Origin of the sequence: Rhodococcus sp. ARC_M6, from assembly GCF_022810305.1 — a bacterium.
In the GTDB taxonomy this organism is placed as follows: domain Bacteria; phylum Actinomycetota; class Actinomycetes; order Mycobacteriales; family Mycobacteriaceae; genus Rhodococcus_F.
Window position 1 is genome coordinate 87,433 of the sequence record NZ_JALGQH010000002.1, and the last position, 23,777, is coordinate 111,209.

Below are 23,777 nucleotides of genomic sequence, written 5' to 3' on the forward strand. Positions count from 1 at the left end.
CTCGATCACCCGCGGTGATTGTGGAGACGTGAAGGAAGTGCAGAGTGGTCGAACACATCGGTAGCAGCGTCGAGGATCTCTTGCTTCGCGGCGGGCGCTTCTTCACCCCGGGGAAGTTCTCGGACGACCTTCGCACCGTGAATCGCAAGGGTGGCCGTGAAGGCGACATCTTCTACCGCGATCGCTGGAGCCACGACAAAGTGGTCCGCTCCACGCACGGAGTCAATTGCACCGGATCGTGTTCGTGGAAAATTTACGTCAAAGACGGCATCATCACCTGGGAAACTCAGGAGACCGACTATCCGTCGGTGGGGCCGGACAGTCCCGAGTACGAGCCGCGTGGCTGTCCGCGTGGAGCCGCGTTCTCTTGGTACACGTACTCCCCAACGAGAGTCCGCTACCCGTATGCGCGTGGTGTTCTCATCGAAATGTACCGCGAAGCGAAAGCACGACTCGGTGATCCGGTGGATGCGTGGGCCGACATTCAGGCCGATCCGGAGCGCCGCCGAAAGTACCAGCAGGCCAGAGGAAAAGGCGGATTGGTACGCGTCACGTGGGCCGAGGCCACCGAGATGATTGCCGCCGCCCATGTGCACACCATCAAGAAGTACGGCCCCGACCGGGTTGCGGGGTTCTCCCCCATTCCGGCGATGTCGATGGTGTCATTCGCGGCGGGGTCGAGGTTCATCGAACTTATCGGCGGCGTCATGACGTCCTTCTACGACTGGTATGCGGACCTCCCGGTGGCGTCGCCTCAAGTATTCGGTGATCAGACAGACGTGCCAGAGTCCGGGGACTGGTGGGACGCGTCGTATTTGATGATGTGGGGGTCCAACGTCCCGGTCACCCGAACCCCCGACGCTCATTGGATGGCCGAGGTTCGTTATCGCGGAACCAAGGTCGTCTCGATCAGCCCCGATTACGCCGACAACACCAAATTTGCCGACGAGTGGATGCCGTGTGCTGCGGGCACCGACGGAGCAATGGCTATGGCAATGGGCCACGTAATCCTGTCGGAGTTCTTCGTGAAGAAAAGCGAACCGTTCTTCGACGATTACGTGCGGCAGTTCACTGACCTGCCGTTTCTCGTCACCATCGAGGAACGCGACGGCCTCCTTGTCGCGGGCAAAAACCTGACAGCTGCCGACCTGGGTGAGACCAGCGAAAATTCTGCGTTCAAACCGGTTCTGATCGACACCGTCACCGACACCGTGGTTGTGCCGAACGGTTCTCTCGGTTTCCGCTACGGCGACGAAGGTGTCGGAAAGTGGAATCTCGATCTCGGCGAGATCGTTCCCGCTCTGACTGTCGACGTTGAGTGGGGCGAAACCGCAGAAATCCACTTCCCCCGTTTCGACACCCCGGATGGTCATGGCGAGACCATGATCCGCGGAGTGCCGGTGCGCCGTGTGGGAGATCGTCTGGTGTGCACCGTCTTCGATCTGATGCTCGCCCAGTACGGGGTGCAGCGCGACGGAATGCCCGGGCAATGGCCGTCGGGATTGGACGACCCCAGCGCGCCGTACACCCCAGCCTGGCAGGAATCGATTACCGGCGTCAGCGCCGCACAGGTCATTCGCATTGCACGTGAATTTGCCACCAACGCAGTCGAATCGGGTGGCCGTTCGATGATCATCATGGGTGCGGGTATCTGCCAGTGGTTCCACGGCGATGCGACATATCGCGCTGTCCTGAGCCTGCTGCTCCTCACCGGGTCGATGGGACGCAACGGCGGCGGATGGGCTCACTACGTCGGCCAGGAAAAATGCCGACCCGTCACTGGCTGGGCAACTCTGGCTATGGGAACAGATTGGCTCCGTCCGCCGAGGCAGATGGCCGGCACCTCCTACTGGTACGTCCACACCGATCAGTGGCGATACGACGGCTATCAGGCCGATGCTCTTGCTAGTCCCATCGGCCGCGGAAATTTCCGCGGCCGCCACACGATGGACGTCATGACGTCGGCGGTGGCAATGGGCTGGACTCCGTTCTACCCACAGTTCGATCGCTCGAGTCTCGATCTGGCTGACGAGGCCGACGCCCACGAACGTGACGTAGCTGAACACGTCGCCGCCCAATTATCTTCGGGCGCACTTAAACTCGCAGTCACCGATCCTGATAACCCGCAGAACTGGCCGCGGGTGCTGAGTGTGTGGCGTGCAAACCTACTGGGGTCGTCGAGCAAAGGCAACGAATACTTCCTTCGGCATCTACTCGGCACGGACTCCAACCTGCAGGCTGAGCCGACGCCGGAAGACCTGCGCCCCAATGACATCACGTGGACCGACGATATCCCCGAGGGAAAACTCGACATGTTGATGTCGATCGACTTTCGAATGACGTCTACGACGTTGCTTTCCGACGTCGTTCTGCCGGCGGCCACGTGGTACGAAAAATCCGACTTGTCCAGCACGGACATGCATCCGTTCCTTCACGCCTTCTCCCCTGCCATCGATCCGCCCTGGGAAACCCGCTCGGACTTCGAAGCATTCGGTGCGATCGCCAAGGCATTCAGTGTGCTGGCGGAAAAGCACCTCGGGAAGCGTCGAGACGTCGTGATGGGAACGCTGCAACACGACACACCCGGCGCAATGGCGTACCCCTCCGGGCGAGAACAAGATTGGCATTCACAAGGGGAAAAACCCGTCCCCGGGAAGACTATGGGACCGCTCGTGGTGGTCGAACGCGACTATCCCGCCGTCGCCGAGCAATGGGCTGCACTAGGACCGTTGGTCGAGAATGCCGGACTCACAACCAAGGGCGTCACGACGCACCCGAAGCGGGAAGTCGAAGAACTCGCCGCTAAGCACGGCGTCTTCGATTCCGGGGCGGCAGCCGGTCGCCCGGCGCTCGATACCGCCGAGAAAATGGCGGAGGCAATCCTCGCACTGTCGGGAGCCTCCAACGGAAGACTCGCGGTGGAAGGTTTCGCTCAACTGGAAAAGCGGACGGGCAGATCGCTCAAGCATTTAGCTGCCGGCAGCGAGGAACGCCGAATCACGTTCGCGGACACCCAGGCTGGCCCGGTCCCGGTTATCACGAGCCCGGAGTGGTCGGGCAGCGAAACCGGTGGCCGACGCTATGCACCCTTCACTGTCAATATCGAGGAACTCAAACCGTTCCACACCCTCACCGGCCGAATGCACTTCTTCCTCGATCACGACTGGATCGAAGAACTTGGCGAACAACTGCCGATCTACCGGCCCCCGCTCGACATGGCAAGCCTGTTCGGCGAACCCGCACTCGGTGATCGGACGGGCGGAATCGGGTTGAGCGTCCGATATCTGACGCCTCATTCGAAGTGGTCGATCCATTCCGAGTACCAGGATAATCTGTTCATGCTCTCGCTCTCGCGCGGCGGACCGACGATGTGGATGAGTCCCGGCGACGCTGCCAAGATCGAGGTATCCGACAACGATTGGGTCGAGGCGGTCAACCGCAACGGCGTCATCGTGTGTCGCGCAATCGTGTCGCATCGAATGCCGGACGGTGTCGTCTTCGTCTATCACGCGCAAGAGCGGACAATCGACGTACCGCTCACGGAGACGACAGGAAAGCGCGGTGGCATCCACAATTCGTTGACCAGACTGTTGATCAAGCCTTCCCACCTCGCCGGCGGGTATGCGCAGACGTCGTTCGCCTTCAACTACCTCGGGCCCACCGGAAACCAACGCGACGAAGTGACCGTGGTGCGTCGTCGCTCGCAGGAGGTGACGTACTGATGCGAGTCATGGCGCAGCTGGCGATGGTGATGAATCTCGACAAGTGCATCGGCTGTCACACCTGTTCGGTGACGTGCAAACAGGCGTGGACCAACCGGTCCGGCACCGAGTACGTGTGGTTCAACAATGTGGAAACCCGTCCGGGCCAAGGATATCCGCGCACTTACGAAGATCAGGAGAAGTGGAACGGCGGGTGGATTCGCGATCAGAAGGGCCGCCTCCGACTGCGTGACGGTGGCCGCCTGAAGAAACTCTCACGTATCTTCGCGAACCCGAAGATGCCCTCGATCCAGGACTATTACGAGCCCTGGACCTACGACTACGAGAATCTCACCCAGGCCCCCTCGGGTGAGCACATGCCGGTGGCCGCGCCGCGAAGCCTCATCAGCGGCAAGCCAATGAAAGTGGAATGGTCCGCGAATTGGGACGACGACCTGGCCGGGTCACCTGAAATCGTTCCCGACGATCCGGTTCTGAATAAGATCAGCCTGGAGGTCAAACTCCAGCTCGAAGACACGTTCATGTTCTACCTGCCACGCATTTGCGAGCACTGCCTCAATCCGTCGTGTGTCGCATCCTGTCCGTCGGGCGCGATGTACAAGCGATCCGAGGACGGCATCGTGCTCGTCGATCAGGACAAGTGCCGCGGCTGGCGCATGTGCGTATCGGGATGCCCGTACAAGAAGGTGTATTTCAACCACAAAACCGGCAAGGCCGAGAAATGTACGTTCTGCTATCCACGCGTCGAAGTAGGTTTGCCGACGGTGTGCGCGGAGACCTGCGTCGGCCGACTGCGGTACATCGGCCTCATCTTCTACGACGTCGACAAGGTTCTCGCGGCCGCATCGGTACCGGATGAGAAGGATCTGTACGAAGCTCAACTCGACGTCCTACTCGATCCGAAAGATCCCGTGGTCATCGAAGGCGCTCGCGCCGAGGGCATCTCGGACGAGTGGATCGAAGCAGCACAAAAATCTCCCATCCACGCACTGATCAAGGACTACCGCGTCGCACTACCGCTGCATCCGGAATTCCGCACCATGCCGATGGTTTGGTATGTCCCGCCCCTGTCCCCCGTCGTCGACGCCGTGAGCCGCGACGGCCACGACGGAGAAGACGTCGGAAATCTTTTCGGGGCTCTCGAATCGTTGCGAATTCCGATCGAATACCTCGCCGGCCTGTTTTCCGCCGGCGACACCGATGTGATCGACGGGGTTCTGCGGCGGCTCGCCGCCATGCGGGCGTACATGCGCGACATCAATCTCGGACGCGAACCGCAACCCCACATACCCGCTGCCGTGGGAATGACCGAGGAAAGCATGTACGAGATGTACCGACTCCTGGCCTTGGCGAAATACGACGAGCGGTACATCATTCCCACCGCCTACGCCGTCGACGGACACAAGCTCGAAGAAACAGCCACCGAGTGTTCGCTCGATTTCGACGGCGGACCGGGCATGCACGAGTCCGGCCCGTTCGGCGAGGCCAGTGGCGGTCCAGTCCCGGTTGCAGTCGAAACCTTTCACGCACTACGCGAACGTCAAACCACCGGCGAAATGTCCGCCAACTCAACTAACCCGTCCCGCGTCAATCTCCTGAACTGGGACGGCAAAGGGACTCCGAGCGGACTCTTTCCTGATCGAGGTGAAACGCGATGATCAGATTCGGCCGACGCCGAAGTGACGCCAGGCAAGACCGTTTGTTGTGGCACGCTGCCGGTTTATTGTTGGCCTACCCCGACAGCGGTCAAGGCGAACGACTCCGAATCGTCGAAGACATCCTCGGGCATCTCCCACCGGCGTCCCGAGATCAACTCGCACACACGCACCGCTTTCTCCGCGACTGCGACGAATTTGCAGCGGCCGCGCAGTATGTCGAGACATTCGATCTGAGGCGGCGCAGCACTCTCTACCTGACTTACTGGACTGCCGGCGATACGCGTAACCGCGGGCGCGAAATCCTGGCCTTCGCCGACGCCTACCGCGCGGCCGGTGTCGAGCCACCGAAAAGTGAATCGGCAGACCATCTAACCGTCGTCCTTGAGTTCGCCGCCCTCGTCGATGCCGAGTCAGGTGCGAAACTTCTTTCAGCGCATCGTGTTCCGCTGGACCTGATCAGCTCGTCATTAACCGACTCGGACTCGCCGTACGCGCCGGTTCTCCAAGCCGTGTGCAACTCCCTACCGCCGGCCTCCGCCAAAGACGTGCTTCGCGCCCAGCAACTCGCCGCATCGGGACCACCTGCCGAATCCGTCGGACTCCCACTCTTCACCCTGACAGTCCCGCCCCGCCGTGAAGGAGTGACGTGAGATGTCTGCCGGTGAAATCTATTGGGACGTAGTTCCGTACGTCGTGTTGGCCATCTTTGTGAGCGGCACATGGTGGCGTTACCGCTACGACAAATTCGGTTGGACGACGCGCTCGTCCCAACTGTACGAGCATCGCCTGTTGCGGATCGGTAGTCCGCTGTTCCATTTCGGAATCCTTGTAGTCATCATCGGACACTTCATCGGATTGGTGATCCCGCAGTCCTGGACCGACGCGATCGGGATGAGCGAGCACGTCTATCACCTGCAGGCCCTCGTCCTCGGGTCGATCGCAGGTGTGGCGACGCTGGTTGGTGCCGGAATTCTTGTGTACCGAAGGCGGACCCGCGGACCGGTGTTCATGGCCACTACCTGGAACGACAAGCTGATGTATGTGGTGCTGATCGCCGCAATCGTCGCCGGTCTCGCCACCACGGTGCTGGGATCCGGAGCGTTCGGCGAAGAATCCAACTACCGGACGACGGTATCGCCGTGGTTCCGATCCATCTGGATCTTCCAACCCCGTGGCGACCTCATGGCACAGGCCTCGCTCGCCTTCCACATCCACGTCACGATCGCCTTGGTGCTGTTCGTTCTGTGGCCGTTCACGCGTCTGGTCCACGTATTCAGCGCGCCGATCGCGTACCTGTTTCGGCCGTACATCGTGTACCGGAGCCGCGACGACGCACGAATCGGCTCAAGACCCCAACGCCGAGGCTGGTGAACTCACGGCGCGCAGTCGCCGTGCCGATGCGATCAGCAAGATTACGCACAGAATCACTGCCGGCCACACCAATACCTCACCCACCGGCTTCAACCACGGAGCCGACGATGTTGTTGCGATAGTCAGCGAGGCCGCCGATGTCATCCCCATCGGAAAGGCCGTTGACCAGCGCCTGACGTCGTATTTCAGTCGTGGCCAGATCAATTCACAGACGAATAGCGCCGCGTAACAACCGAGGACAACGACGATGAGCACGACACTCGATCGTTGAAACCACAGGTGCAGCGATGCTGGCCAGCCCACCACCGGCGCTGCTGCGGACAGCTTTCCGGCAGCCAGCGTTGAAATCGCCAGGGCGCCGCCGAACACCCAATGATCACCGGCTCCGATTCGGAGTTGATTGAATGAGAACCTGACCAGTACCAACACGTAAAATCCCAAGCCGAGCAGGAAGGCCGCCGCCGATGGAATTGCGATCCAGTGCGCAGTGGTCGTCGCTGCGAGCGTGCCACCCAGTACGGCCAATCCCTGCGTCGCAACACAGAGCAGAAAATGGACGCCAACGGTTGGCGATGTCCAGTGCCGAATTACCGCCGGTATGAGCACAATCCAGGCTGCGAGGGCGATCGCGAGCGCTGCATAACCGACCAAGTCCCAATCGAGCAGTACGACGCGGGTACCGAGCACCGTTGTCGCGGCGACGCCGGTGAGCGCCGGCGGAGTGTCTGCCTCGTCGATCCACCGGGCGCGATTGTCGACCAACCTCGATGCGAACACCCCGGCGAGAACCAGCCAGATTGCTGCGCCGATTACCAGCCAGACCAGCGAAAAGACTTCGAAGCCCACGAGATGCAAGGCCACCGACACGATCCCGGAGGACATCGCGGCGGCCCCCGCGCCCGGAGGAAGTACCTCGAGCGTGCGGTTGGCTGTCGATCTCGCGCGATGATCGCCGGTCACGTATCCATGATGCGCGACGCAACAGCCGATGTCCCGATTTCGGCTATGAAAACGGCTGAGCACTCGGTCGTGTCATCATTTATGGTGAAGCAGTGGAAACAACCGTGAATGTTCGGCGCTATCGACCGTCCGATGAGGAAGCCGTCATCGAATTATGGTCTCAGGCAGCCAAACTCGCACATCCTTTCCTCGATGGAGAAGGTGAAGGCGCCCGTGAAGCAAAGATGCGTGAGATCTACCTCGTCCACGCAGAAAACTGGATAGCTGAAACTCCGGAGGGCGTTGTCGGGTTACTCGGACTGCTCGGGGCAGAGATCGGTGGCTTGTTCGTTTCTCCTCACGCCCAACGACTGGGGATCGGGCGGTTGTTGGTCGAGCATGCGACTGCACTGCATGGAACGGTGACGCTCGAAGTCTACGAACTCAACGAATCTGCTCGACGCTTCTACGCGATCATCGGTTTCCAAGAAACCGGGCGTCATCCAGACGAAGAGACAGGGCACGAGTTGATACAACTTCGACGGTTGGCCTGATTGCGTTTAGGTGCCACCCACGTACCGGGCGCGATCGAATTGTGGATCAGCCGTGAGCACGTTGACCGATGGCGGCGTCGTTGACGATCTGGGCGATTCGACCAGCTCGTGTTGCATCTCGAGCGGCACTGACGATCCACCACAGCATCATTTTTCGGGCGCTGGGCGGAAAACCGTCCCAGTTGCTTCGAGCCCGCGAGTCTCGGTCGAGCGCCGCCGTCAAGTCAGATGGTTCCTCGAGGTCTTCGACTTGGTCGGAAATCGTCCACCAGCCGTTGGCTTTCGCGGCAGCAATAGCGTGGCGACCAGCGTCGGTCATGAGGCCGCGCGCCTCCATATCGGCTGCGCGTACGCGGTTGAGCCGGGTCCAAGAACTCTTGCGTCTACGCGGCGTGAATAGCTGCAAGCCGCGCTCTTCGTCGAGGATGGTGTTGGTGGAATCGATCCAACCAAAGCAGATGGCTTCCTCGACGGCGTCGGGATACGGGCAACGTGGTCGGCTGGTGGTGTTGCGCCAGGAGCACAACCACACCCCTCGGGCTGATGTGGTGTTGTCCATCAGCCAAGTACGCCACTTGGTCCGTGTCTCGGCGTGGATGATCGGGTAGTCGAACTTCCACGTTGGTGGGTGGGCGGAAACCGGTGGTGATAACTCTGAAGCGGTCATTTATTCTCCAAGCTCAGAACGAAACGGACACGATTCTCGACAGATCGATCGCCAACTATTCGTCATGATGGCGCGACACTGAGGTGACTGGCGAGCTTCCTGACGGTGTCGGCGAGCTCGGCTGGTTCGATCACCACCACTGGAGCGGTGAGCGCAATGCGAGCAACCGTCATGGCGAGCCGGCCAAGATCTTCACTGCGGATCTGGACCAGACAGCGGTCTGCTTCCACCTCGATTGGTGTGTGGTCAATCCATCGGAGCACACCTTCGAGTTCAGCGAACGCAGCGTGGATGGTGAGTTTCGCATCGAGGTGACGGGGTGTCGGGCCGAGTGAGCTCGCGACGAAGCTCGCCGCATCACCGCCCGGAATCTCGCGGGGAGTGAAATGACTGCCCGCCAGCCAAGGCTCCCGGAGACGGTCCAGTCGAAACGTTCGCCAGTCACAACGATGTTGGTCCCAGGCTACGAGATACCAACGACGTCCTGCAGTGACAAGTTGGTGCGGCTCGACGAGCCGTCGGCTGCTCTCGCCATCACCTCGGCGGTAGTCGAAACGCACGTGCTCATGGTCGCGACATGCCGCAGCGAGCACACTGAGCGCTTCGGGGTCCACGATGTCGTCGTCGACGGCCGCACGCCGCATCGAAGTCACGCTCGAGTGCAGCACCGACACACGTCGGCGTAGCCGATGCGGTAGGAGTGTTTCGATTTTTGTCAGCGCGCGCAGCGACGTCTCTTCGATGCCGTCGATGGCCGCCTCAGCGGCGTAGCGCAATCCGACGGCTACCGCGACGGCCTCGTCATCGCCGAGGATCAGGGGCGGCACGTGTGCCCCCGTCACAAGTCGGTAACCCCCATACTTTCCCGACGTGGAATCGACCGGATAGCCCAGGTCGCGTAGTCGATCGACGTCACGGCGCACCGTTCGCTCTGTGACCTCGAGTCGTGCGGCTAGTTCGGCACAGTTCCAGAAACGATGTGTCTGAAGGAGCGACAGCAGCTCCAGTGCTCTACCTGTGGGATCGTTCCGCATTTCTTCAGTCTGCCAACGATCTAGGACATCATGTGTCCGCAATGCTCCCTATCGTCGGCGCAACCGATCAATCCGTACACAAGATCGGGTAATCAACCCCAAGGAGTATTTGTGAATCCATCCGATTTTCCCCAGCCGGTCCGAATCCCCGTCAACGGCGTGGAACTCGAAGTCTTTGAAGCAGGTCGACACAATGCCGGAAACCCCATCGTGCTGTGTCACGGATGGCCAGAGCATGCCTATTCTTGGCGCTATCAGGTGCCCGCCCTTGTCGCTGCGGGCTACCACGTCATCGTCCCGAACCAGCGGGGCTACGGAAACTCATCCCGACCGACCGACGTAGCTTCCTACGATATTGAGCACTTGTCGGGTGATCTCATCGCACTTCTCGATCACTACGGCTACGAAGATGCCACCTTTGCAGGCCATGACTGGGGTGCCTTTGTCGTGTGGGGACTGACCCTGTTGCATCCAGACCGAGTAAACAAAGTGATTGCCCTGAGCCTGCCCTACCAGGAGCGCGGCGAGAAACCCTGGATCGAATTCATGGAAGAGTTGCTTGGCGGCGACTACTATTTTGTCCATTTCAATCGACAGCCAGGCGTCGCAGACGCTGTACTCGAAGAGAACACAGTCCAGTTCCTGCGCAACATGTTTCGCACGAACGAGCCCCTCCGAGAACCTGAGCCAGGAATGGCGTTCATGAATCTCGCGAGAACGGAAACCCCACTCGGTGAGCCTCTGATGAGCGAGCGCGAACTGGCCGTTTTTGTCTCTGCTTTCGAAACATCAGGGTTCACGGGCAGCATCAACTGGTACAGAAACCTTGACCGCAACTGGCGCCTGCTGGCCGACGTGAACCCAATCATTCACCAGCCCACACTCATGATCTGCGGCGACCGCGACGCAATCCCGAGGGCTGACAACCTGACACAGTTCGTTCCCAATGCGGAAGTGATCAACCTTGACTGCGGTCATTGGATTCAGCAAGAAAGGCCCATTGAAACTAACCAAGCGATCGTGAACTGGTTGGAACGGCAGGATGCCACATAGTTTCAGCTGAGCGATCAGCGGAATCCTGGCCGCTGAAAGGCCGGGAGGAAGCTGATCCCATCACGTTCACGCAGACTCACCTGGGCATACAGCCCGCCGTCTACACCGATGCCGACGGCAACGAGGTCGAGTTCAAAACATGCCGCTCCTCAGTTGGTGCCCGACTCACCGACAAGATCAGTCGATAAAGTGCCATGTGATAGGAATTCTTCCGTCCGACAGATTGCCCAACTTCTTAAAAGCGGCTGGTGAAAAATCAAGATCACCAGCAGCGCAGCCTGGACAGGTATCAACGATGGTGACAGTTACGGATCTCATCCCGCTCGTAGCCATAATTCGTTTTCCGCACAACGCTCGGGTCCAGATACTTGCGGATATCGCAACCACGTAGTCGGTATTTGCGGACATACCACCGCAACTACCGAGTCCGGCATTAAAGTACGTTGCATCGCCGCTGTACGTTTTCGTATCGTCCGGTGCATCGCCTGTACTACCTGCGCTGCCGGTGGAGGCATCCGCAAGTATTTCGAAGAAGGTGGGCTGCGCACCCGCGGTAGACGTTCCCGCCAATACACCAGCGGACGCCGCCACCGCGACGGCCAGAGATACCACGATTCGTCGCACGGAATATCGAGACAAAACAACCTCCTGTTTTCAATCAAGAAATGGGACATTTCCGACGTTGGGCGACAGTACCGGCTGGCCGGTACTACCCTTGAGTAGGCTCGCCGACATTCCAAATGGGTCCGGGGCGAAGGACGTTGGTCCCGAGCGTCCATTCGCACTCACGTCAACGCCATGCAGCGCGCCGGCTTCTACAACAGGGCGCGGCGCTTCCTCCCCCATGGACGAGCCTCGGTACGAGCAAAGCGATCCTGCCGAACGCTTCCCAGTGACATCACCGAATCAAGCTGCAGCTCTTCGGGACTCGGAAATTAGGCGGGCACCGTGTCGACATCATTGAAATGACCTTCGGAAGTGATCCTCACCCGGGCCACCCGTCCCGATGGTCCCAGGTCGAGGCCATCTCGGCGAAGGCCCGACCGACCGCAGTGCGATAGGCACCCTTCCGGCGGAGGAGGGCCACGGTGCGTGGCGGCAGCGCCGGAGACAACGGAATCGAGAACAGTCCCTGCTGTTCGAGCGCGATCGCGTCGGGTAACACAGTCGCGAGCCTGCCGCGGCGCACGATCTCCACGATCGCACCGATCGAGCTGACCTCGACGGCCGTCCGGGGTGTGATCCCCTGATCCTTGAAGTACCGATCGATGTGAAGCCTCGTCGCGAAATCGCTGCTGAGCAACACCAGCGCCTGATCGTCGAGTTCCTTCGCGGGCAGGGGCTTCCTCCGCCCGGCACGCGAATGCTCCTCACCGACAACGAGACTCAATGTTTCGACAAACAGCGACTCACTTTCGATCTCGTCCGAGCGTACATCCGCAAACGCGATGCCGATCTCGAGCCCGTCGCGCGCCAACTCGGCCTCGATTCGGTCCTGGGTCATCTCCTGAACGGTCACGGTAATGCCGGGGTGTCGCGTCGTGAAGCGGTCCACTAATGGACCCACCAGGTAGGCGGCGAAGGTGGGCGTCGTCGCCAGTCGCAGCGAGCCGCGGCTGAGGTCTTGGACGTCATGGATCGCGCGCTCGGCGGCATCGAGATCCTGCAGGGCTCGGCGCGCGTAGTGAAGGAAGGCCTCGCCGGCGTCGGTGGTCCGCACTACGCGCCCCGACCGGTCCAGCAACTGCACACACAGGGCAGTTTCGAGCTGCTTGATCTGCTGGGACAGCGTCGGCTGCGACACGTGCAGCGCCTCGGCCGCCCGGGTGAAGTTCTGGTGTTCGGCTACCGCGAGCAGATATCGGATGTGGCGTAGCTCCATAAGTACAACTATAGGCACTGTCTATCAAGTTGATGAATAACAAGTCTTGGACACTATCGCCGGGCAAGGACATCCTTGAGTCATCACCCGATGCAAGGAGGCACCGTGCACAACATCATCGACGGCTTTCTGACATTCCAGAAGGAGGCATTCCCGCAGCGCTCCCGGCTCTTCAAGGAGCTCGCGACAGCTCAGAATCCACAAGCCCTGTTCGTCAGCTGCTCGGACAGTCGGGTGGTCCCGGAACTGGTGACCCAACGCGAACCTGGCGATCTGTTCGTCATCCGGAACGCCGGAAACATCGTCCCGTCGTACGGCCCCGAACCAGGTGGCGTCTCGGCCACCGTCGAGTACGCAGTCGCGGTGCTCGGCGTCACCGACATCGTGATCCTCGGCCACTCCGACTGCGGCGCAATGACCGCAATCTCCGACGGTAGGTCCCTCGACGAACTGCCCGCCGTTGCGAACTGGCTCCAGCACGCGAATTCCGCGAAGGTCGTCAATGCAGCCCGTACGCACCGCTCGGCGGCCGCGAAGCTGAACGCGCTGGTCCACGAGAACGTCATCGCCCAGTTGACCAACCTCGCAACACATCCCTCGGTCGCCCTTGCGCTCGAACAGGGCCGACTGAACCTGCACGGCTGGGTATACGACATCGAAACCGGCTCGATCGAAGCCCTCGACGGCGGCACACGCCGGTTCGTGTCACTCGTCGAACAGCCCCAGACCTGCGCCGCGGCAACCATGCCCAGCGTCCCCGCCTGATCCCCCACCCCGAAAGTAGAAGGAAATCATCATGATTCAGTCGCAGTTCACCCCGGAACCCCGCGAGGAACTGGCCGCAACCGTTGTCGACGCCAAGGCCCGAAAAGACCTGTCCTGGCAAGACCTGACCGATGGCACCGGGCTGAGTGTGGCCTTCGTGACCGCAGCCCTCCTCGGCCAGCATGCGCTGCCCGCAGACGCTGCAAAGACCGTCGCAGCCAAGCTTGACCTGGATGAGGACGCTGTACGGCTGCTGCAGAGCATCCCGCTGCGCGGTTCCATCCCCGGCGGCGTGCCGACCGACCCGACCATCTATCGCTTCTACGAGATGCTGCAGGTTTACGGCACCACCCTCAAGGCCTTGGTGCATGAGCAGTTCGGCGACGGCATCATCAGCGCGATCAACTTCAAGCTCGACATCAAGAAGGTTGCCGACCCGGACGGCGGCGAGCGCGCAGTGATCACCCTCGACGGCAAGTACCTGCCGACCAAGCCGTTCTGACTGCTGGCTGGCGGCGGCCTCGCGCCAGAGGCCGCCGCCGGACCTTCATCTGTGAACGCCACCGACGAGGACCATTTCTAGTGCGGCATGAGCTCATCCTGACGCTCGGCCACCATCTCCCGGATAGCCTGCATGACAGTCGCGGCGGCAGGCCTACGTAACCGGCGTGGGCCCAGGCACGCCGTGAATTCCAGCGTGATCACCACTTCGGACGGAAGTACCCGGCGCAGGGAGGGCTCGCGCTCGGCGACGAACGAGGGCAACAAACCGATCCCGGCACCCGCGACCGTGGCCACAGTCTGTACCTGCACGTTGGTCGACCCGAAGGTGACTTGGCGATGCCCCGTGAGTCTCGTCAGCACGTCGAGATCCTCCACCCGAAGCAGTCCTTCGATGTAGTAGACCAGCGAATGGCCGGCGAGTTCGGCCAGCGTCTGAGGTACTCCCCGTTCGGCCAGATAGTCATCGGAGGCATAGAGACCTAACCGGTAGTCAGTCAGCTTTTCTGCGCCGGGCCTTCCCACGACGGGTTCACCGACCCCGATTTCGATATCAGCACCAATTCCATAGGCGCCCAACCTTGTCTGCGTAATGATCTCCACCATCAGATCCGGGTTGGTCCGATGCAGTTCTGCCATCAGCGGCGCCACAAACGCAGTACCGAAGGCATCGGTGGTGGATATCCGCACCAGCCCGGACAGTTCACGCTCCCGCGGCGTAGTACTGGCCAGATCGCGCACCTCGGTCAGTGCGGATTCGATCTGCTCACACGACTTGAGCAGGCTGTGCCCCAAGTCGGTGAGTGTGCAACCGCTGACTCCCCGAACCAGCAGCGGTGCCCGTATTTCGGCTTCCAACACAGACATTCGACGCGACACCGTTGCGTGATTGAGTCCCAGCGCCGACGCCGCTCCGACGAGTGAACCGCAGCGAGCGATCTCCAACAGGACCACTAGGTCATCCGCGCGCATCACATTTCTCCTCACGTATCCCCCAGCTATGCAATTTTGCACAGCACGTGTACCAAATCGGGCCTTTTCCGAAGATATAACGTAGCTCACACTTCTAGGTAGAAGCCGTGGTGGTTACACCTCTGCGGCACTCGACAGAAGGGCAACACCGTGAAGATCTGTTGGATCGGCCTCGGCAACATGGGACTGCCGATGGCTACACACCTGCACACCGCAGGGCACGACGTCGTCGGCTTCGATCTCTCGGCCGACGCACGGGATGCTGCCACCGCAGCAGGACTCCGCACCGCGCACTCTGCAGCGGAAGCCGCCGAGAACGCCGACGTGGTTGTGACCATGTTGCCCAAGGGCGAACATGTGAAGGCCGCACTCTTCGAGGCCGAAGCCTTGCGCGCCTCCGCCGTCGACGCCTTGGTTCTGGATTGCTCGACGATCAGCGCTGAGCAGGCCCGCGAGATCGCAGATGCTGTCACCGCAACCGGCCGACGCTTCCTCGATGCTCCGGTTTCCGGCGGCACTGCCGGCGCTCAGAACGGAACGCTCACTTTCATGGTCGGCGGCGAGTCTGCAGACCTCGATGCGGCCCGACCCCTACTCGAGACGATGGGCGCCAGGATCTTTCACGCCGGCGCTGTCGGAGCCGGTCAGAGCGCCAAGATGGTCAACAACATGATGCTTGCCATGAACATGCAAAGTACCTGTGAGGCAGCAGTTCTCGCGCAGCGCCTGGGGATCACTCCGCAGACGGTCATCGATATCGCCGGGGTGTCCACCGGCGATAGTTGGGCTCTGCGCAACTACTATCCTGTCGCGGGGCCCGTCGACGCAGCACCGTCCAACCGCAACTTCACCGGCGGATTCTCCGTCGCGTTGATGCGCAAAGACCTCGACCTCGCCTTGGATGCTGCCGCCGCCCACGGTGTCGATACGGTTGCTACTGCCGAGGTCGCGCGGCGACTCGACAACCTGGTGGCCGACGGCCGTGGGTCACTCGACTTCTCATCACTGATCCATTTGATCGACGGCACAGCCTCTTCCGCGGGAAGTACCCGGTGACGGCCTCACAGGTACGGCCGACCGAGCCGGACGCAACAAAAAACGACTCCGGGACACCTCGCGGGTTCCACCGGATCGTCGCAGCGTCCATGGCCGGAACCGTCGCCGAATGGTACGAATTCTTCCTTTATGGCATGGCTGCCGCGCTTGTCTTCGGCCACGTCTTCTTCAAAGCCACCGGCAACCCACTCGACGGTGTCATCGCAGCGATGCTCACCTACGCAATCGGATTCGTTGCCCGCCCCATCGGCGGGATCATCTTCGGACACTACGGCGACAAGTTCGGCCGCAAGAAGCTTCTGCAAGTTTCGCTGTTGATGATCGGCGTCTCGACATTCCTGATCGGCGCGATCCCGAGCTTCGACCAGATCGGCTACCTGGCTCCGGTCATTTTGGTCCTGTTGCGTTTCGCGCAGGGTATCGCCATCGGCGGCGAATGGGGCGGCGCAGTTCTGCTGGTCGCGGAGCAGAGTCCGGCCAACCGTCGCGGCTTCTGGTCCAGCTTCCCGCAGGCCGGTGCACCGCTGGGCAACATCGTTGCGACGCTGGTGCTGCTGTTCCTCTCCTTCGTGCTACCTGAGGACGACTTCTTGTCCTGGGGTTGGCGACTTGCATTCTTCTTCTCTGCATTCATCGTGTTGATCGGCTGGTTCATCCGCACCAAGGTCGAGGACTCCCCGATCTTCCAGGAATCTGCCCAGGAACAGCCGAAGGCCGAAAACACCTGGCAGGCAGTCCGCCGCGTGTTCCGAGCTCGGCCACGTGAGGTGCTGACTGCGATGGGCGCTCGGGTGATCGAGAACATCTTGTACTACATGGTGGTCACGTTCTCACTGACGTACCTGAGTGTGCATCTGAAGGTCGATACCTCCACGATCCTCAGCTTGATGTTGATCTCCCATATCGTGCACGCCGGCATGATCCTGTTCTTCGGCTGGATGTCGGACAAGGTCGGCCGACGCCCGGTGTACCTGGTCGGCGCCATTCTCGCCTCGGGCTACTGCTTCATTGCCTTCCCGCTGATGGATACCAAGTCCGACGCACTTATCTTGTGCGCCATCACGATCGGCTTGATCATCCACGCAATCATGTATGCCCCGCAGCCCGCGATGATGGCCGAGATGTTTCCCACCCACATGCGCTACATCGGTGTTTCGATGGGTGCGCAGGTCACCGCGATCTTCGCCGGCTCACTTGCCCCTGTTATCGCCACCCTGCTCCTGCGCACTTATGGCAGTTGGGTCCCGATCGCCATCTACGTCGGCGTAGCGGGTCTGATCTCGATCGTTGCGGTTCTGTTCATGCGGGAAACCAAGGGCTCCTCGCTCTCCACGCTGGACGACGAACACCGCGAACGCTTCGGCACCTCCCTCTGACTTCCTGTCACATCTTGAATTCATTTGAACCGAAAGGCATTTCAGTCATGCGTACCATCCCCCACTGGATCAACGGCGCCCCGGTTTTGGGCAGCGACTTCATCGACGTGACCAACCCGGCCACCGATCAGCCCATTGCCACCGTCCCGATGGCCGACACTGAAACCGTCGCAGCAGCAATTACCGCCGCTGCAAACGCCTTCGACGGCTGGTCCGAGACTGCGCTTTCGCGCCGCGCCCAGGTTCTCTTTCGCTTCCGTGATCTGTTGCAGGAGAACCGGTCCGAGCTGGCGGCACTGATCACCGAAGAACACGGCAAGACCCTCGACGACGCCGCCGGCGAAATCTCCCGCGCTGCAGACTCGATCGAACTCGCATGTGGAGGACCGGCACTCGTCCGCGGTGGAACGTCTCTGCAGACCGGACCCAACATCGACACGAAGTCGGTACTGCACCCGCTCGGTGTCTGCGTGGGCATCACTCCGTTCAACTTCCCCGCCATGATGGGCATGATGATGGTCTCCGTCGCCCTGGCCTCGGGCAACACCTTCATCTGGAAGCCGAGCGAGCAGGATCCGGGCGTCTGCATCCGCATTGCCGAACTCTTCAAGGAAGCCGGTCTGCCCGACGGCGTCCTCAACGTTGTCCACGGCCGCCAGGACACCGTCGAGCATCTCATCGACGACCCCCAAACCGAGGCCGTTGCGTTTGTCGGCTCGAGCAAGGTCGCACACATCGTCTACGCCCGCGCAGCAGCTGCAGGCAAGCGGGTGCAGGCCTTCGGCGGCGCCAAGAACCACATGATCGTCATGCCCGACGCAGACCTCGACGTGGTCGCGGACCAGCTGACCTCCGCATGCTTCGGCGCTGCCGGCCAGCGCTGCATGGCAATCTCCGTTGCAGTTGTCGTCGGCGAAACCACCGAACCCTTACTGGCGAAGCTGACGCCGCGGGCCGAGCAAGTTCGATTGGGCGCTGGCGGCGACGGCGGCACCGAGGTCGGCCCGGTCATCAACCGACAGTCCCAGGAACGCATCCAGGCCGCAGTGAAGGAAGCCATTGCCGGCGGTGCCCGCGCTGTGGTCGATCGCAGTTCTGAGGTGGTGTCCGGTTACGAGAGCGGCTACTTCATCGGACCCACCGTGCTCACCGACGTCGAAGTTTCCTCCGCCGCCTACCAGGAAGAACTGTTTGGCCCCATCCTCGTGGTGATGCGCGTCGATTCCCTGAACGACGGCCTCGAACTGATCAAGAACCACCGCTACGGAAACGGAGCGTCGATCTTCACCCGAGACGGCGCCGCTGCCAACGAATTCGAGCGCCGCGCCTCGGCCGGCATGATCGGCGTCAACGTCGCAATTCCCGTCCCTGTCGCGGCGTATGCAGTGCAGGGTTGGAAGGACTCCGCCTACGGCGACACCGGATTGAACAACGCGTCGTGGAGCTTCTACACACGGCCGAAGTACGTCACCTCCCGCTGGGACAGCGTCGCGGGCACAGACTTCGGTTTCCGCCCCAACTGACAGATCGATATTGACGAGGCCGGGTCCATCGAATTTCGATAGACCCGGCCTCGTCCGCAATTGTCGTTACCTCGGACCCTCACACCCGTGAACGCATGGACGCATGGACGCATGGACGCATGGACGCGCGGGTGATGCCAATTGTGTTGCGCCCCGGTACCGCAACTACGACAGGTACGGCACCAGCGGCAGGTTGAAGAACCAATTGGCAAAGCCGACGAAGATCGGCTCGAGCCATGGCCGAATCTGTGGGCCCATCCACCAGTACGGGTCCGGCCCACCCGGTGAGGCGGCCGCGAACCCACCGCCGAGGAACAGTGCCAGACCCACCATGGCGACTACAGTCAGTACCCGCACTCGTGTCATACCTGGATATCGCCCGGCAGTCCGCCGTCCGTTACCGGCGCAGCTACCCATATCAGTGTCGGCCCCTTCGGACCACTTTCCCCGACCCCGTCTGGGTTCGTGAACGGTAACTCCTGCTGCCACGAGGGTTCTCCGTCGATCTCACCTCCCGGACTGTGCAGATCTCTGCCAGAATCAGGTTCATGCCCAATTCTGGTGCTCAACCTGCTGATGTCATTGCGGTCGGTTCTCGGGTCACTGTCATCCCGACCTCCGGATCACGGTCCGGCGATACCAAACCTCGGATTGGTGTCGTTGTCGCGGACTTCGCCGAGTCCGTCATCGACAACTCTGACCTGGGCCGTGATTGGGCGCCGGTGCAGCGGTGGGCGATCGCCCTCGACGACGGCCGCTTGGTCTTCGCCGCCGAGGGTGGCCTCAAACTCGCTTGAATCTCTCCATGATATGCAGGGACGTCCGGCGTCGGCGTGGTTCGGGTGCCTGAGTCGGTCGGTCTCGATGTCGGTATCGGAGTTCAGTCCTTCTTATATTCCAAGATGTCTCCCGGCTGACACTCCAGTGCTTCGCAGATCGCTTCCAACGTCGAAAACCGGATCGCTCTTGCCTTGCCGTTTTTCAAAACGGAAACGTTGGCCATCGTGATTCCGACTTTGTCAGCCAGTCCGGTAACGCTCATCTTCCGCTTCGCCAGCATGACGTCAATATTGATAATGATTGTCATATGGTCTCGTTACACCGTCAAATCGTTCTCGGATTTTAGGTCCACCGCGTTTTGCAAAATCCGTTCGAACATGGCCGCTCCGGTAGCAATCACAATGGCAACGAAGGCGATGAGCACGCCGATGACGACTCCGCCGGCTCTATCGTCAGAGTTGTTGGCCACGAATATATAGATTTCGAATCCCACGGCGAACGCGACAACGGCGATCGCGCAGCGCTTGATGGTTCGCACAGCCTTCACCGTCGATGGTGAGAAGATCATGTTCTTTCCCGCATATCCGATGACCTTTATTGCTTGATAAAGCGCCACAAAGATGGGGATGGCCGCAGCGTACGCACAAATCAAGAAGGGATCGTTGAAGTAGATCTCGAAGAGCGTTGCTTGCGCGTTTCTGCCCTCGAGGTGAGGTTCCCACAGCAGGAGAGCAAGGGCGCCAAGCCCGTCGATCAATACGGGTAGGGTGCGCGGGCCCGAACCTATCCCGATGCGCGCCGCACTGCCACGATCAACCGTTCACAGCGGTAAATTCGAATCGGTGATTGCGAACCTGGCCCACGAAGCGTTGCATGAGATGGTGCGGCAAATGCCTGCCTCCTCGGTACCGTCCCCGAGAGAGTCCGATCCGCGCCAACTGCACGGGAGCCTGACGATGACTGAGAATTCCGATTCCGGAGCACTGTCGGAGCAGACGCGGGCGCGCCTGGCCACAGAATTGGCTGATCTGAGGACACAGCGGGATCAGATGGCCGCAGAACTCACCAGCGATCATGACACCGTCGGGGATCGAGGCGACGCAGCCGACGATCTGGAACGAGCGGACGACGTGGCGCTGATCGATGATCGGATCGACCAACTCGAGGCTCTGCTCGGAGGCTGGGCTACACCCAGCACACCCGGCGCCCTTCCCGACGGCGCGGAGGTGACCGTGCAGTTTCCCGACGACGGGATCAGAAAGTTGCGCGTCGTGGCAATCACCGAAGAGACGCCGCGCGATGGCGACGATGTCACACTCACCGCCGACAGCCCCTTGGGTATTGCCCTCGCCGGCCATCAACCGGGCGACACCGTCACCTACATGACGCCGCAGGGATCGCGGCAGGTTCAACTGCTGGCAGTGAACCTGCCGGTCGGACCCGACGCCTCCCCCTGAAACGACCCCGATCCCATTGGGCGACAACAGCAATCCGACAACGAACGTAGGAGCGTCCGATGACGATAGAACATCAACGACACACCGAACACGAGCACATTCATGGAGAAGGTTGCGGCCACGTTTCCGTTCCTCATGGTGACCACGTCGACTACGTGCATGACGGGCACCTGCACCGCGCCCACGGCGATCATGTCGACGAATGTGAAACGGGTGAGCACCACGTGCATGAGGGTCACGACCACACCCATGGTGAAGGGTGCGGCCACGTCGCCATTCCGCACGGCGATCACACGGATTACGTCCACGATGGTCATAGACACGCCGCACACGGTGAGCATTACGACGAGCACTGATTGACCCAGGCTCGCGCTCGTAACCAGCGAGCCGGAACCCGGCGCGGAATACCTGAATCGGTACCCGCTCGACGGTGATCAAGGGACACGGAGCGCGTAGGTTATCAGTGGGAGGCGCAGCGATGAGCGAGCGGTTGTTCAACTTCTTCGACGAAGTCCTGCAACGTCATTTCGATCTCGGGACCGAGTCCTATCCGCAGGTGCGTCGGGCAGATGTCGACAGATTGCTTTCCGACGACACCCGACGACGCGTGGCAGAGGCCCGGATCGCGGCGGTGGAATGGGCCAACACCGAGAAAATCAGTGGCAATGCTGTGATCACATCGGATCGCTTGATCATCACACCGCACGGGTTGCTATATACCGCCGGATTGACGGGGTCGAGCACTCGCCACACTCTGTACTACCTCGCGGCGCCGCCAGCATTGTTCGAGTCGATCGTCGAACTTACCGATACGACGCTCCTGCCGCCGGAGTCGACGGCGGTAGCGGTGGACGACCGATTCGGCCACGAACTCACCTTTCCCTGGCCGCTCGATGCGACGCTTCGCCGGATGCTCGACGACCACCAGGTTCTGTGCCTGGACTTGTTCGAGGAGGGCCACTCCGCCCAACCGACCGTCGCCGAGTAAGCGATGGTCGTAGAACTCGCAGTCTCTGCCGCCCTGCTTCTGCCGGACCTCCACTTCGAGGTGGTTGAATCGACACCCCGGGGCTGGGTGCACCCGTCCCGCCCGAATCGAGAGGCCAACTCATGCATCTGGGCATCGACAGCTTCGTCTCGTCCGTGACCGACCCGACTGACAACCGTGTGATCGGTCCGGCTGAGCGGATGGCGCACCTGCTCGAAGAGATCAGCCTCGCCGACCAAGTCGGGCTCTACTCGTTCGGTATCGGCGAGCACCACCGAAGCGAGTACTACGACTCGGCACCGCAGATCATCCTGGCCGCGGCGGCCGCTCGGACGGAACGAATTCGGCTCGGCAGTGCGGTCAAGGTGCTCAGCGCGGACGACCCGGTGCGGGTCTTCCAGCAATTCGCCACCCTGGACCTGATCTCGAAGGGACGGATCGACCTGGTCGTGGGCCGCGGTTCCTTCACCGAGGCGTTCCCACTGTTCGGCCTGGACCTCGCCGACTACGACTCACTTTTCAACGAAAAGCTCGAACTGCTTCTGCAGATCCGCGACAACCTCGAAGTCACCTGGTCCGGTCAACACCGGCCACCTCTGGTCCGCCAAAGCGTCTACCCGCGGCCGGTGCAGGACCCGTTGCCGATCTGGGTCGGCGTCGGTGGGACCCCGGAGTCCTTCGCCCGCGCCGGGCACCTTGGTCTGCCCCTGATGATCGCGATCATCGGTGGTGAGCCGCGCCAGTTTGCGCCGCTCGTCGACCTCTATCGGCGAATGGGAGCCCAGGCCGGCCACGCACCGGAGGTGCTGCAGGTGGGACTGCACGTGTTCGGCTTCATCGCCGAGACCACCCAGGCGGCGGCGGACACCATCTATCCCGGCTGGAACGAGATGTTTACCAACGTCTCCCGGGAGCGCGGGTTCCCCCGGCCGACTCGCCAGCAGTTCGACGCCACCGCTGGGCCGGACGGCGCCTTCTTCATGGGTGACCCGCAGACGGTAGCCGACAAAATCCTGCGCGTCGGCGAACAGCTGGGCGGCGTCGACCGACTGTCGCTGCAGATGACGAACCCGCGGCTGGCCCATAGTGACCTGCTCCGCGGGATCGAGCTACTCGGCACCGAGGTCGCGCCACTGGTGGCGACAGCCTAGGGATCGAGAGCCGAAAAGGCGGCTGGGCTGGTAACACTCATGCCCCAAAGGCGATAAACCAGACGGTCTGTCTACTTCAACGCGAAATGAGTGTGCTCATGGGTTCAATCGAAGCTTTATCGGCGATCACGGGATTGACCGTGGACGGATTGAACGCGGTGGCAAGTGCATATGCCCAAATCGGCGCCGAGTTCGTCAGAATATCTACGTCTTCGCCGTTGGGGTCGGTGGAAGGCTTCGGATTTCTCGCTATGGGGAGTCTGGGAATGACCCTGGCCGGATCCTTGGTCTACGGCTTCGCGTAGCGATTTTCCCCGCACTGAACCGC

Annotated in this window: 25 protein-coding genes and 1 pseudogene; 17 read left to right on the plus strand and 9 right to left on the minus strand. The window is 61.2% G+C overall.

The annotated features are described in order from the left end of the window. The first annotated feature begins 44 nt into the window (after positions 1-44). Genes MTX36_RS03245 through narI form a run of 4 tightly spaced genes read left to right on the plus strand, consistent with a single transcriptional unit; the run spans position 45 to position 6,751 of the window. Positions 45-3,722: a nitrate reductase subunit alpha gene (locus MTX36_RS03245; protein WP_243618320.1), complete on the plus strand. Its 3,678-nt coding sequence runs from the start codon at positions 45-47 to the stop codon at positions 3,720-3,722. Next, positions 3,722-5,380 carry a nitrate reductase subunit beta gene (narH, locus tag MTX36_RS03250; protein ID WP_243618321.1) on the plus strand — a complete coding sequence of 553 codons (1,659 nt, stop codon included), beginning with the start codon at positions 3,722-3,724 and terminating at the stop codon, positions 5,378-5,380. The genes MTX36_RS03245 and narH overlap by 1 nt, the downstream gene beginning before the upstream one ends. Continuing rightward, complete coding sequence (narJ, locus tag MTX36_RS03255; RefSeq protein WP_243618322.1) at positions 5,377-6,030, plus strand: nitrate reductase molybdenum cofactor assembly chaperone; 654 nt, start codon at positions 5,377-5,379, stop codon at positions 6,028-6,030. Before narH ends, narJ begins: the two co-directional genes overlap by 4 nt. A gap of 1 nt (position 6,031) precedes the next feature. After that, complete coding sequence (narI, locus tag MTX36_RS03260; RefSeq protein ID WP_243618323.1) at positions 6,032-6,751, plus strand: respiratory nitrate reductase subunit gamma; 720 nt, start codon at positions 6,032-6,034, stop codon at positions 6,749-6,751. On the opposite strand, the gene MTX36_RS03265 is transcribed toward narI, so the two are convergent. Then, positions 6,725-7,711, minus strand: coding sequence for a tellurite resistance/C4-dicarboxylate transporter family protein (locus MTX36_RS03265; RefSeq protein WP_243618324.1), 987 nt, complete (start codon positions 7,709-7,711; stop codon positions 6,725-6,727). The two genes, narI and MTX36_RS03265, sit on opposite strands and share 27 nt — an antisense overlap. Positions 7,712-7,803: 92 nt before the next feature. Between MTX36_RS03265 and MTX36_RS03270 the strand changes: the two genes are divergently transcribed. After that, a complete protein-coding gene (locus MTX36_RS03270) occupies positions 7,804-8,244 on the plus strand; it encodes a GNAT family N-acetyltransferase (RefSeq protein WP_243618325.1) in 441 nt (146 codons plus the stop codon). A 46-nt stretch (positions 8,245-8,290) separates the two neighbouring features. Here MTX36_RS03270 and MTX36_RS03275 read toward each other — a convergent pair whose 3' ends face one another. Continuing rightward, on the minus strand, positions 8,291-8,911 hold the full coding sequence (locus MTX36_RS03275) for a YdeI family protein (protein ID WP_243618326.1): 621 nt from the start codon (positions 8,909-8,911) through the stop codon (positions 8,291-8,293). A 62-nt stretch (positions 8,912-8,973) separates the two neighbouring features. Next, on the minus strand, positions 8,974-9,945 hold the full coding sequence (locus MTX36_RS03280) for a YafY family protein (RefSeq protein WP_243618327.1): 972 nt from the start codon (positions 9,943-9,945) through the stop codon (positions 8,974-8,976). Positions 9,946-10,056: 111 nt separating this feature from the next. Between MTX36_RS03280 and MTX36_RS03285 the strand changes: the two genes are divergently transcribed. Then, positions 10,057-10,998, plus strand: a complete 942-nt coding sequence (locus MTX36_RS03285) for an alpha/beta fold hydrolase (protein ID WP_243618328.1) — start codon at positions 10,057-10,059, stop codon at positions 10,996-10,998. 177 nt (positions 10,999-11,175) lie between these two features. Here MTX36_RS03285 and MTX36_RS30475 read toward each other — a convergent pair whose 3' ends face one another. Next, positions 11,176-11,622, minus strand: coding sequence for an RlpA-like double-psi beta-barrel domain-containing protein (locus tag MTX36_RS30475; protein ID WP_374230425.1), 447 nt, complete (start codon positions 11,620-11,622; stop codon positions 11,176-11,178). A gap of 361 nt (positions 11,623-11,983) precedes the next feature. After that, complete coding sequence (gene cynR, locus MTX36_RS03290; RefSeq protein ID WP_243618329.1) at positions 11,984-12,880, minus strand: transcriptional regulator CynR; 897 nt, start codon at positions 12,878-12,880, stop codon at positions 11,984-11,986. A gap of 105 nt (positions 12,881-12,985) precedes the next feature. On the opposite strand from cynR, the gene MTX36_RS03295 reads away from it, so the two are divergent. Both MTX36_RS03295 and cynS read left to right on the plus strand, forming a co-directional pair. Continuing rightward, the gene (locus MTX36_RS03295) at positions 12,986-13,645 is read left to right on the plus strand and encodes a carbonic anhydrase (protein ID WP_243618330.1); all 660 of its coding nucleotides are present in this window, start codon (positions 12,986-12,988) and stop codon (positions 13,643-13,645) included. A gap of 31 nt (positions 13,646-13,676) precedes the next feature. Beyond that, positions 13,677-14,147, plus strand: coding sequence for a cyanase (gene cynS, locus MTX36_RS03300; RefSeq protein WP_243618331.1), 471 nt, complete (start codon positions 13,677-13,679; stop codon positions 14,145-14,147). 77 nt (positions 14,148-14,224) lie between these two features. Here cynS and MTX36_RS03305 read toward each other — a convergent pair whose 3' ends face one another. Further along, complete coding sequence (locus MTX36_RS03305) at positions 14,225-15,118, minus strand: LysR family transcriptional regulator (protein ID WP_243618332.1); 894 nt, start codon at positions 15,116-15,118, stop codon at positions 14,225-14,227. Between the two features lie 144 nt (positions 15,119-15,262). Here MTX36_RS03305 and mmsB point away from each other — a divergent pair. The 3 genes and pseudogenes from mmsB to MTX36_RS03320 form a co-directional block, all read left to right on the plus strand. After that, a pseudogene (gene mmsB, locus MTX36_RS03310) lies at positions 15,263-16,174 on the plus strand (3-hydroxyisobutyrate dehydrogenase); the annotation flags it as partial. Between the two features lie 89 nt (positions 16,175-16,263). Then, positions 16,264-17,550, plus strand: coding sequence for an MFS transporter (locus MTX36_RS03315; RefSeq protein ID WP_243618632.1), 1,287 nt, complete (start codon positions 16,264-16,266; stop codon positions 17,548-17,550). A gap of 47 nt (positions 17,551-17,597) precedes the next feature. After that, complete coding sequence (locus MTX36_RS03320; protein WP_243618334.1) at positions 17,598-19,073, plus strand: CoA-acylating methylmalonate-semialdehyde dehydrogenase; 1,476 nt, start codon at positions 17,598-17,600, stop codon at positions 19,071-19,073. Positions 19,074-19,238: 165 nt separating this feature from the next. Here the strand turns inward: MTX36_RS03320 and MTX36_RS03325 are convergent, their stop codons facing one another. Then, complete coding sequence (locus MTX36_RS03325; protein WP_243618335.1) at positions 19,239-19,562, minus strand: hypothetical protein; 324 nt, start codon at positions 19,560-19,562, stop codon at positions 19,239-19,241. A gap of 59 nt (positions 19,563-19,621) precedes the next feature. On the opposite strand from MTX36_RS03325, the gene MTX36_RS03330 reads away from it, so the two are divergent. After that, complete coding sequence (locus tag MTX36_RS03330; protein ID WP_243618336.1) at positions 19,622-19,870, plus strand: hypothetical protein; 249 nt, start codon at positions 19,622-19,624, stop codon at positions 19,868-19,870. Between the two features lie 83 nt (positions 19,871-19,953). Here MTX36_RS03330 and MTX36_RS03335 read toward each other — a convergent pair whose 3' ends face one another. Beyond that, a complete protein-coding gene (locus MTX36_RS03335; RefSeq protein ID WP_243618337.1) occupies positions 19,954-20,160 on the minus strand; it encodes a helix-turn-helix transcriptional regulator in 207 nt (68 codons plus the stop codon). Positions 20,161-20,169: 9 nt separating this feature from the next. Continuing rightward, positions 20,170-20,610 (minus strand): DUF2975 domain-containing protein, encoded by a 441-nt coding sequence (locus tag MTX36_RS03340; RefSeq protein WP_243618338.1) that lies wholly within the window; start codon positions 20,608-20,610, stop codon positions 20,170-20,172. 199 nt (positions 20,611-20,809) lie between these two features. On the opposite strand from MTX36_RS03340, the gene MTX36_RS03345 reads away from it, so the two are divergent. From MTX36_RS03345 to MTX36_RS03365, 5 genes are all read left to right on the plus strand, one after another. Next, positions 20,810-21,310: a GreA/GreB family elongation factor gene (locus MTX36_RS03345; protein ID WP_243618339.1), complete on the plus strand. Its 501-nt coding sequence runs from the start codon at positions 20,810-20,812 to the stop codon at positions 21,308-21,310. A gap of 59 nt (positions 21,311-21,369) precedes the next feature. After that, positions 21,370-21,666, plus strand: a complete 297-nt coding sequence (locus MTX36_RS03350) for a hypothetical protein (RefSeq protein WP_243618340.1) — start codon at positions 21,370-21,372, stop codon at positions 21,664-21,666. Between the two features lie 122 nt (positions 21,667-21,788). Further along, positions 21,789-22,298, plus strand: coding sequence for a glucose-6-phosphate dehydrogenase (locus tag MTX36_RS03355; RefSeq protein ID WP_243618341.1), 510 nt, complete (start codon positions 21,789-21,791; stop codon positions 22,296-22,298). Between the two features lie 122 nt (positions 22,299-22,420). Further along, complete coding sequence (locus MTX36_RS03360) at positions 22,421-23,449, plus strand: LLM class flavin-dependent oxidoreductase (RefSeq protein ID WP_243618342.1); 1,029 nt, start codon at positions 22,421-22,423, stop codon at positions 23,447-23,449. Between the two features lie 98 nt (positions 23,450-23,547). Beyond that, on the plus strand, positions 23,548-23,754 hold the full coding sequence (locus MTX36_RS03365; protein ID WP_243618343.1) for a hypothetical protein: 207 nt from the start codon (positions 23,548-23,550) through the stop codon (positions 23,752-23,754). Positions 23,755-23,777 lie beyond the last annotated feature (23 nt).

Bases quoted from the DNA above. Each gene is read 5' to 3' on its own strand.
- narH (WP_243618321.1), top strand. From the start codon at position 3,722: ATGCGAGTCATGGCGCAGCTGGCGATGGTGATGAATCTCGACAAGTGC.
- narJ (WP_243618322.1), top strand. From the start codon at position 5,377: ATGATCAGATTCGGCCGACGCCGAAGTGACGCCAGGCAAGACCGTTTG.
- narI (WP_243618323.1), top strand. From the start codon at position 6,032: ATGTCTGCCGGTGAAATCTATTGGGACGTAGTTCCGTACGTCGTGTTG.
- MTX36_RS03275 (WP_243618326.1), bottom strand. From the start codon at position 8,911: ATGACCGCTTCAGAGTTATCACCACCGGTTTCCGCCCACCCACCAACG.
- MTX36_RS03280 (WP_243618327.1), bottom strand. From the start codon at position 9,945: ATGCGGAACGATCCCACAGGTAGAGCACTGGAGCTGCTGTCGCTCCTT.
- cynR (WP_243618329.1), bottom strand. From the start codon at position 12,880: ATGGAGCTACGCCACATCCGATATCTGCTCGCGGTAGCCGAACACCAG.
- cynS (WP_243618331.1), top strand. From the start codon at position 13,677: ATGATTCAGTCGCAGTTCACCCCGGAACCCCGCGAGGAACTGGCCGCA.
- MTX36_RS03305 (WP_243618332.1), bottom strand. From the start codon at position 15,118: ATGCGCGCGGATGACCTAGTGGTCCTGTTGGAGATCGCTCGCTGCGGT.
- MTX36_RS03315 (WP_243618632.1), top strand. From the start codon at position 16,264: ATGGCCGGAACCGTCGCCGAATGGTACGAATTCTTCCTTTATGGCATG.
- MTX36_RS03320 (WP_243618334.1), top strand. From the start codon at position 17,598: ATGCGTACCATCCCCCACTGGATCAACGGCGCCCCGGTTTTGGGCAGC.
- MTX36_RS03330 (WP_243618336.1), top strand. From the start codon at position 19,622: ATGCCCAATTCTGGTGCTCAACCTGCTGATGTCATTGCGGTCGGTTCT.
- MTX36_RS03335 (WP_243618337.1), bottom strand. From the start codon at position 20,160: ATGACAATCATTATCAATATTGACGTCATGCTGGCGAAGCGGAAGATG.
- MTX36_RS03345 (WP_243618339.1), top strand. From the start codon at position 20,810: ATGACTGAGAATTCCGATTCCGGAGCACTGTCGGAGCAGACGCGGGCG.
- MTX36_RS03350 (WP_243618340.1), top strand. From the start codon at position 21,370: ATGACGATAGAACATCAACGACACACCGAACACGAGCACATTCATGGA.
- MTX36_RS03355 (WP_243618341.1), top strand. From the start codon at position 21,789: ATGAGCGAGCGGTTGTTCAACTTCTTCGACGAAGTCCTGCAACGTCAT.
- MTX36_RS03360 (WP_243618342.1), top strand. From the start codon at position 22,421: ATGCATCTGGGCATCGACAGCTTCGTCTCGTCCGTGACCGACCCGACT.
- MTX36_RS03365 (WP_243618343.1), top strand. From the start codon at position 23,548: ATGGGTTCAATCGAAGCTTTATCGGCGATCACGGGATTGACCGTGGAC.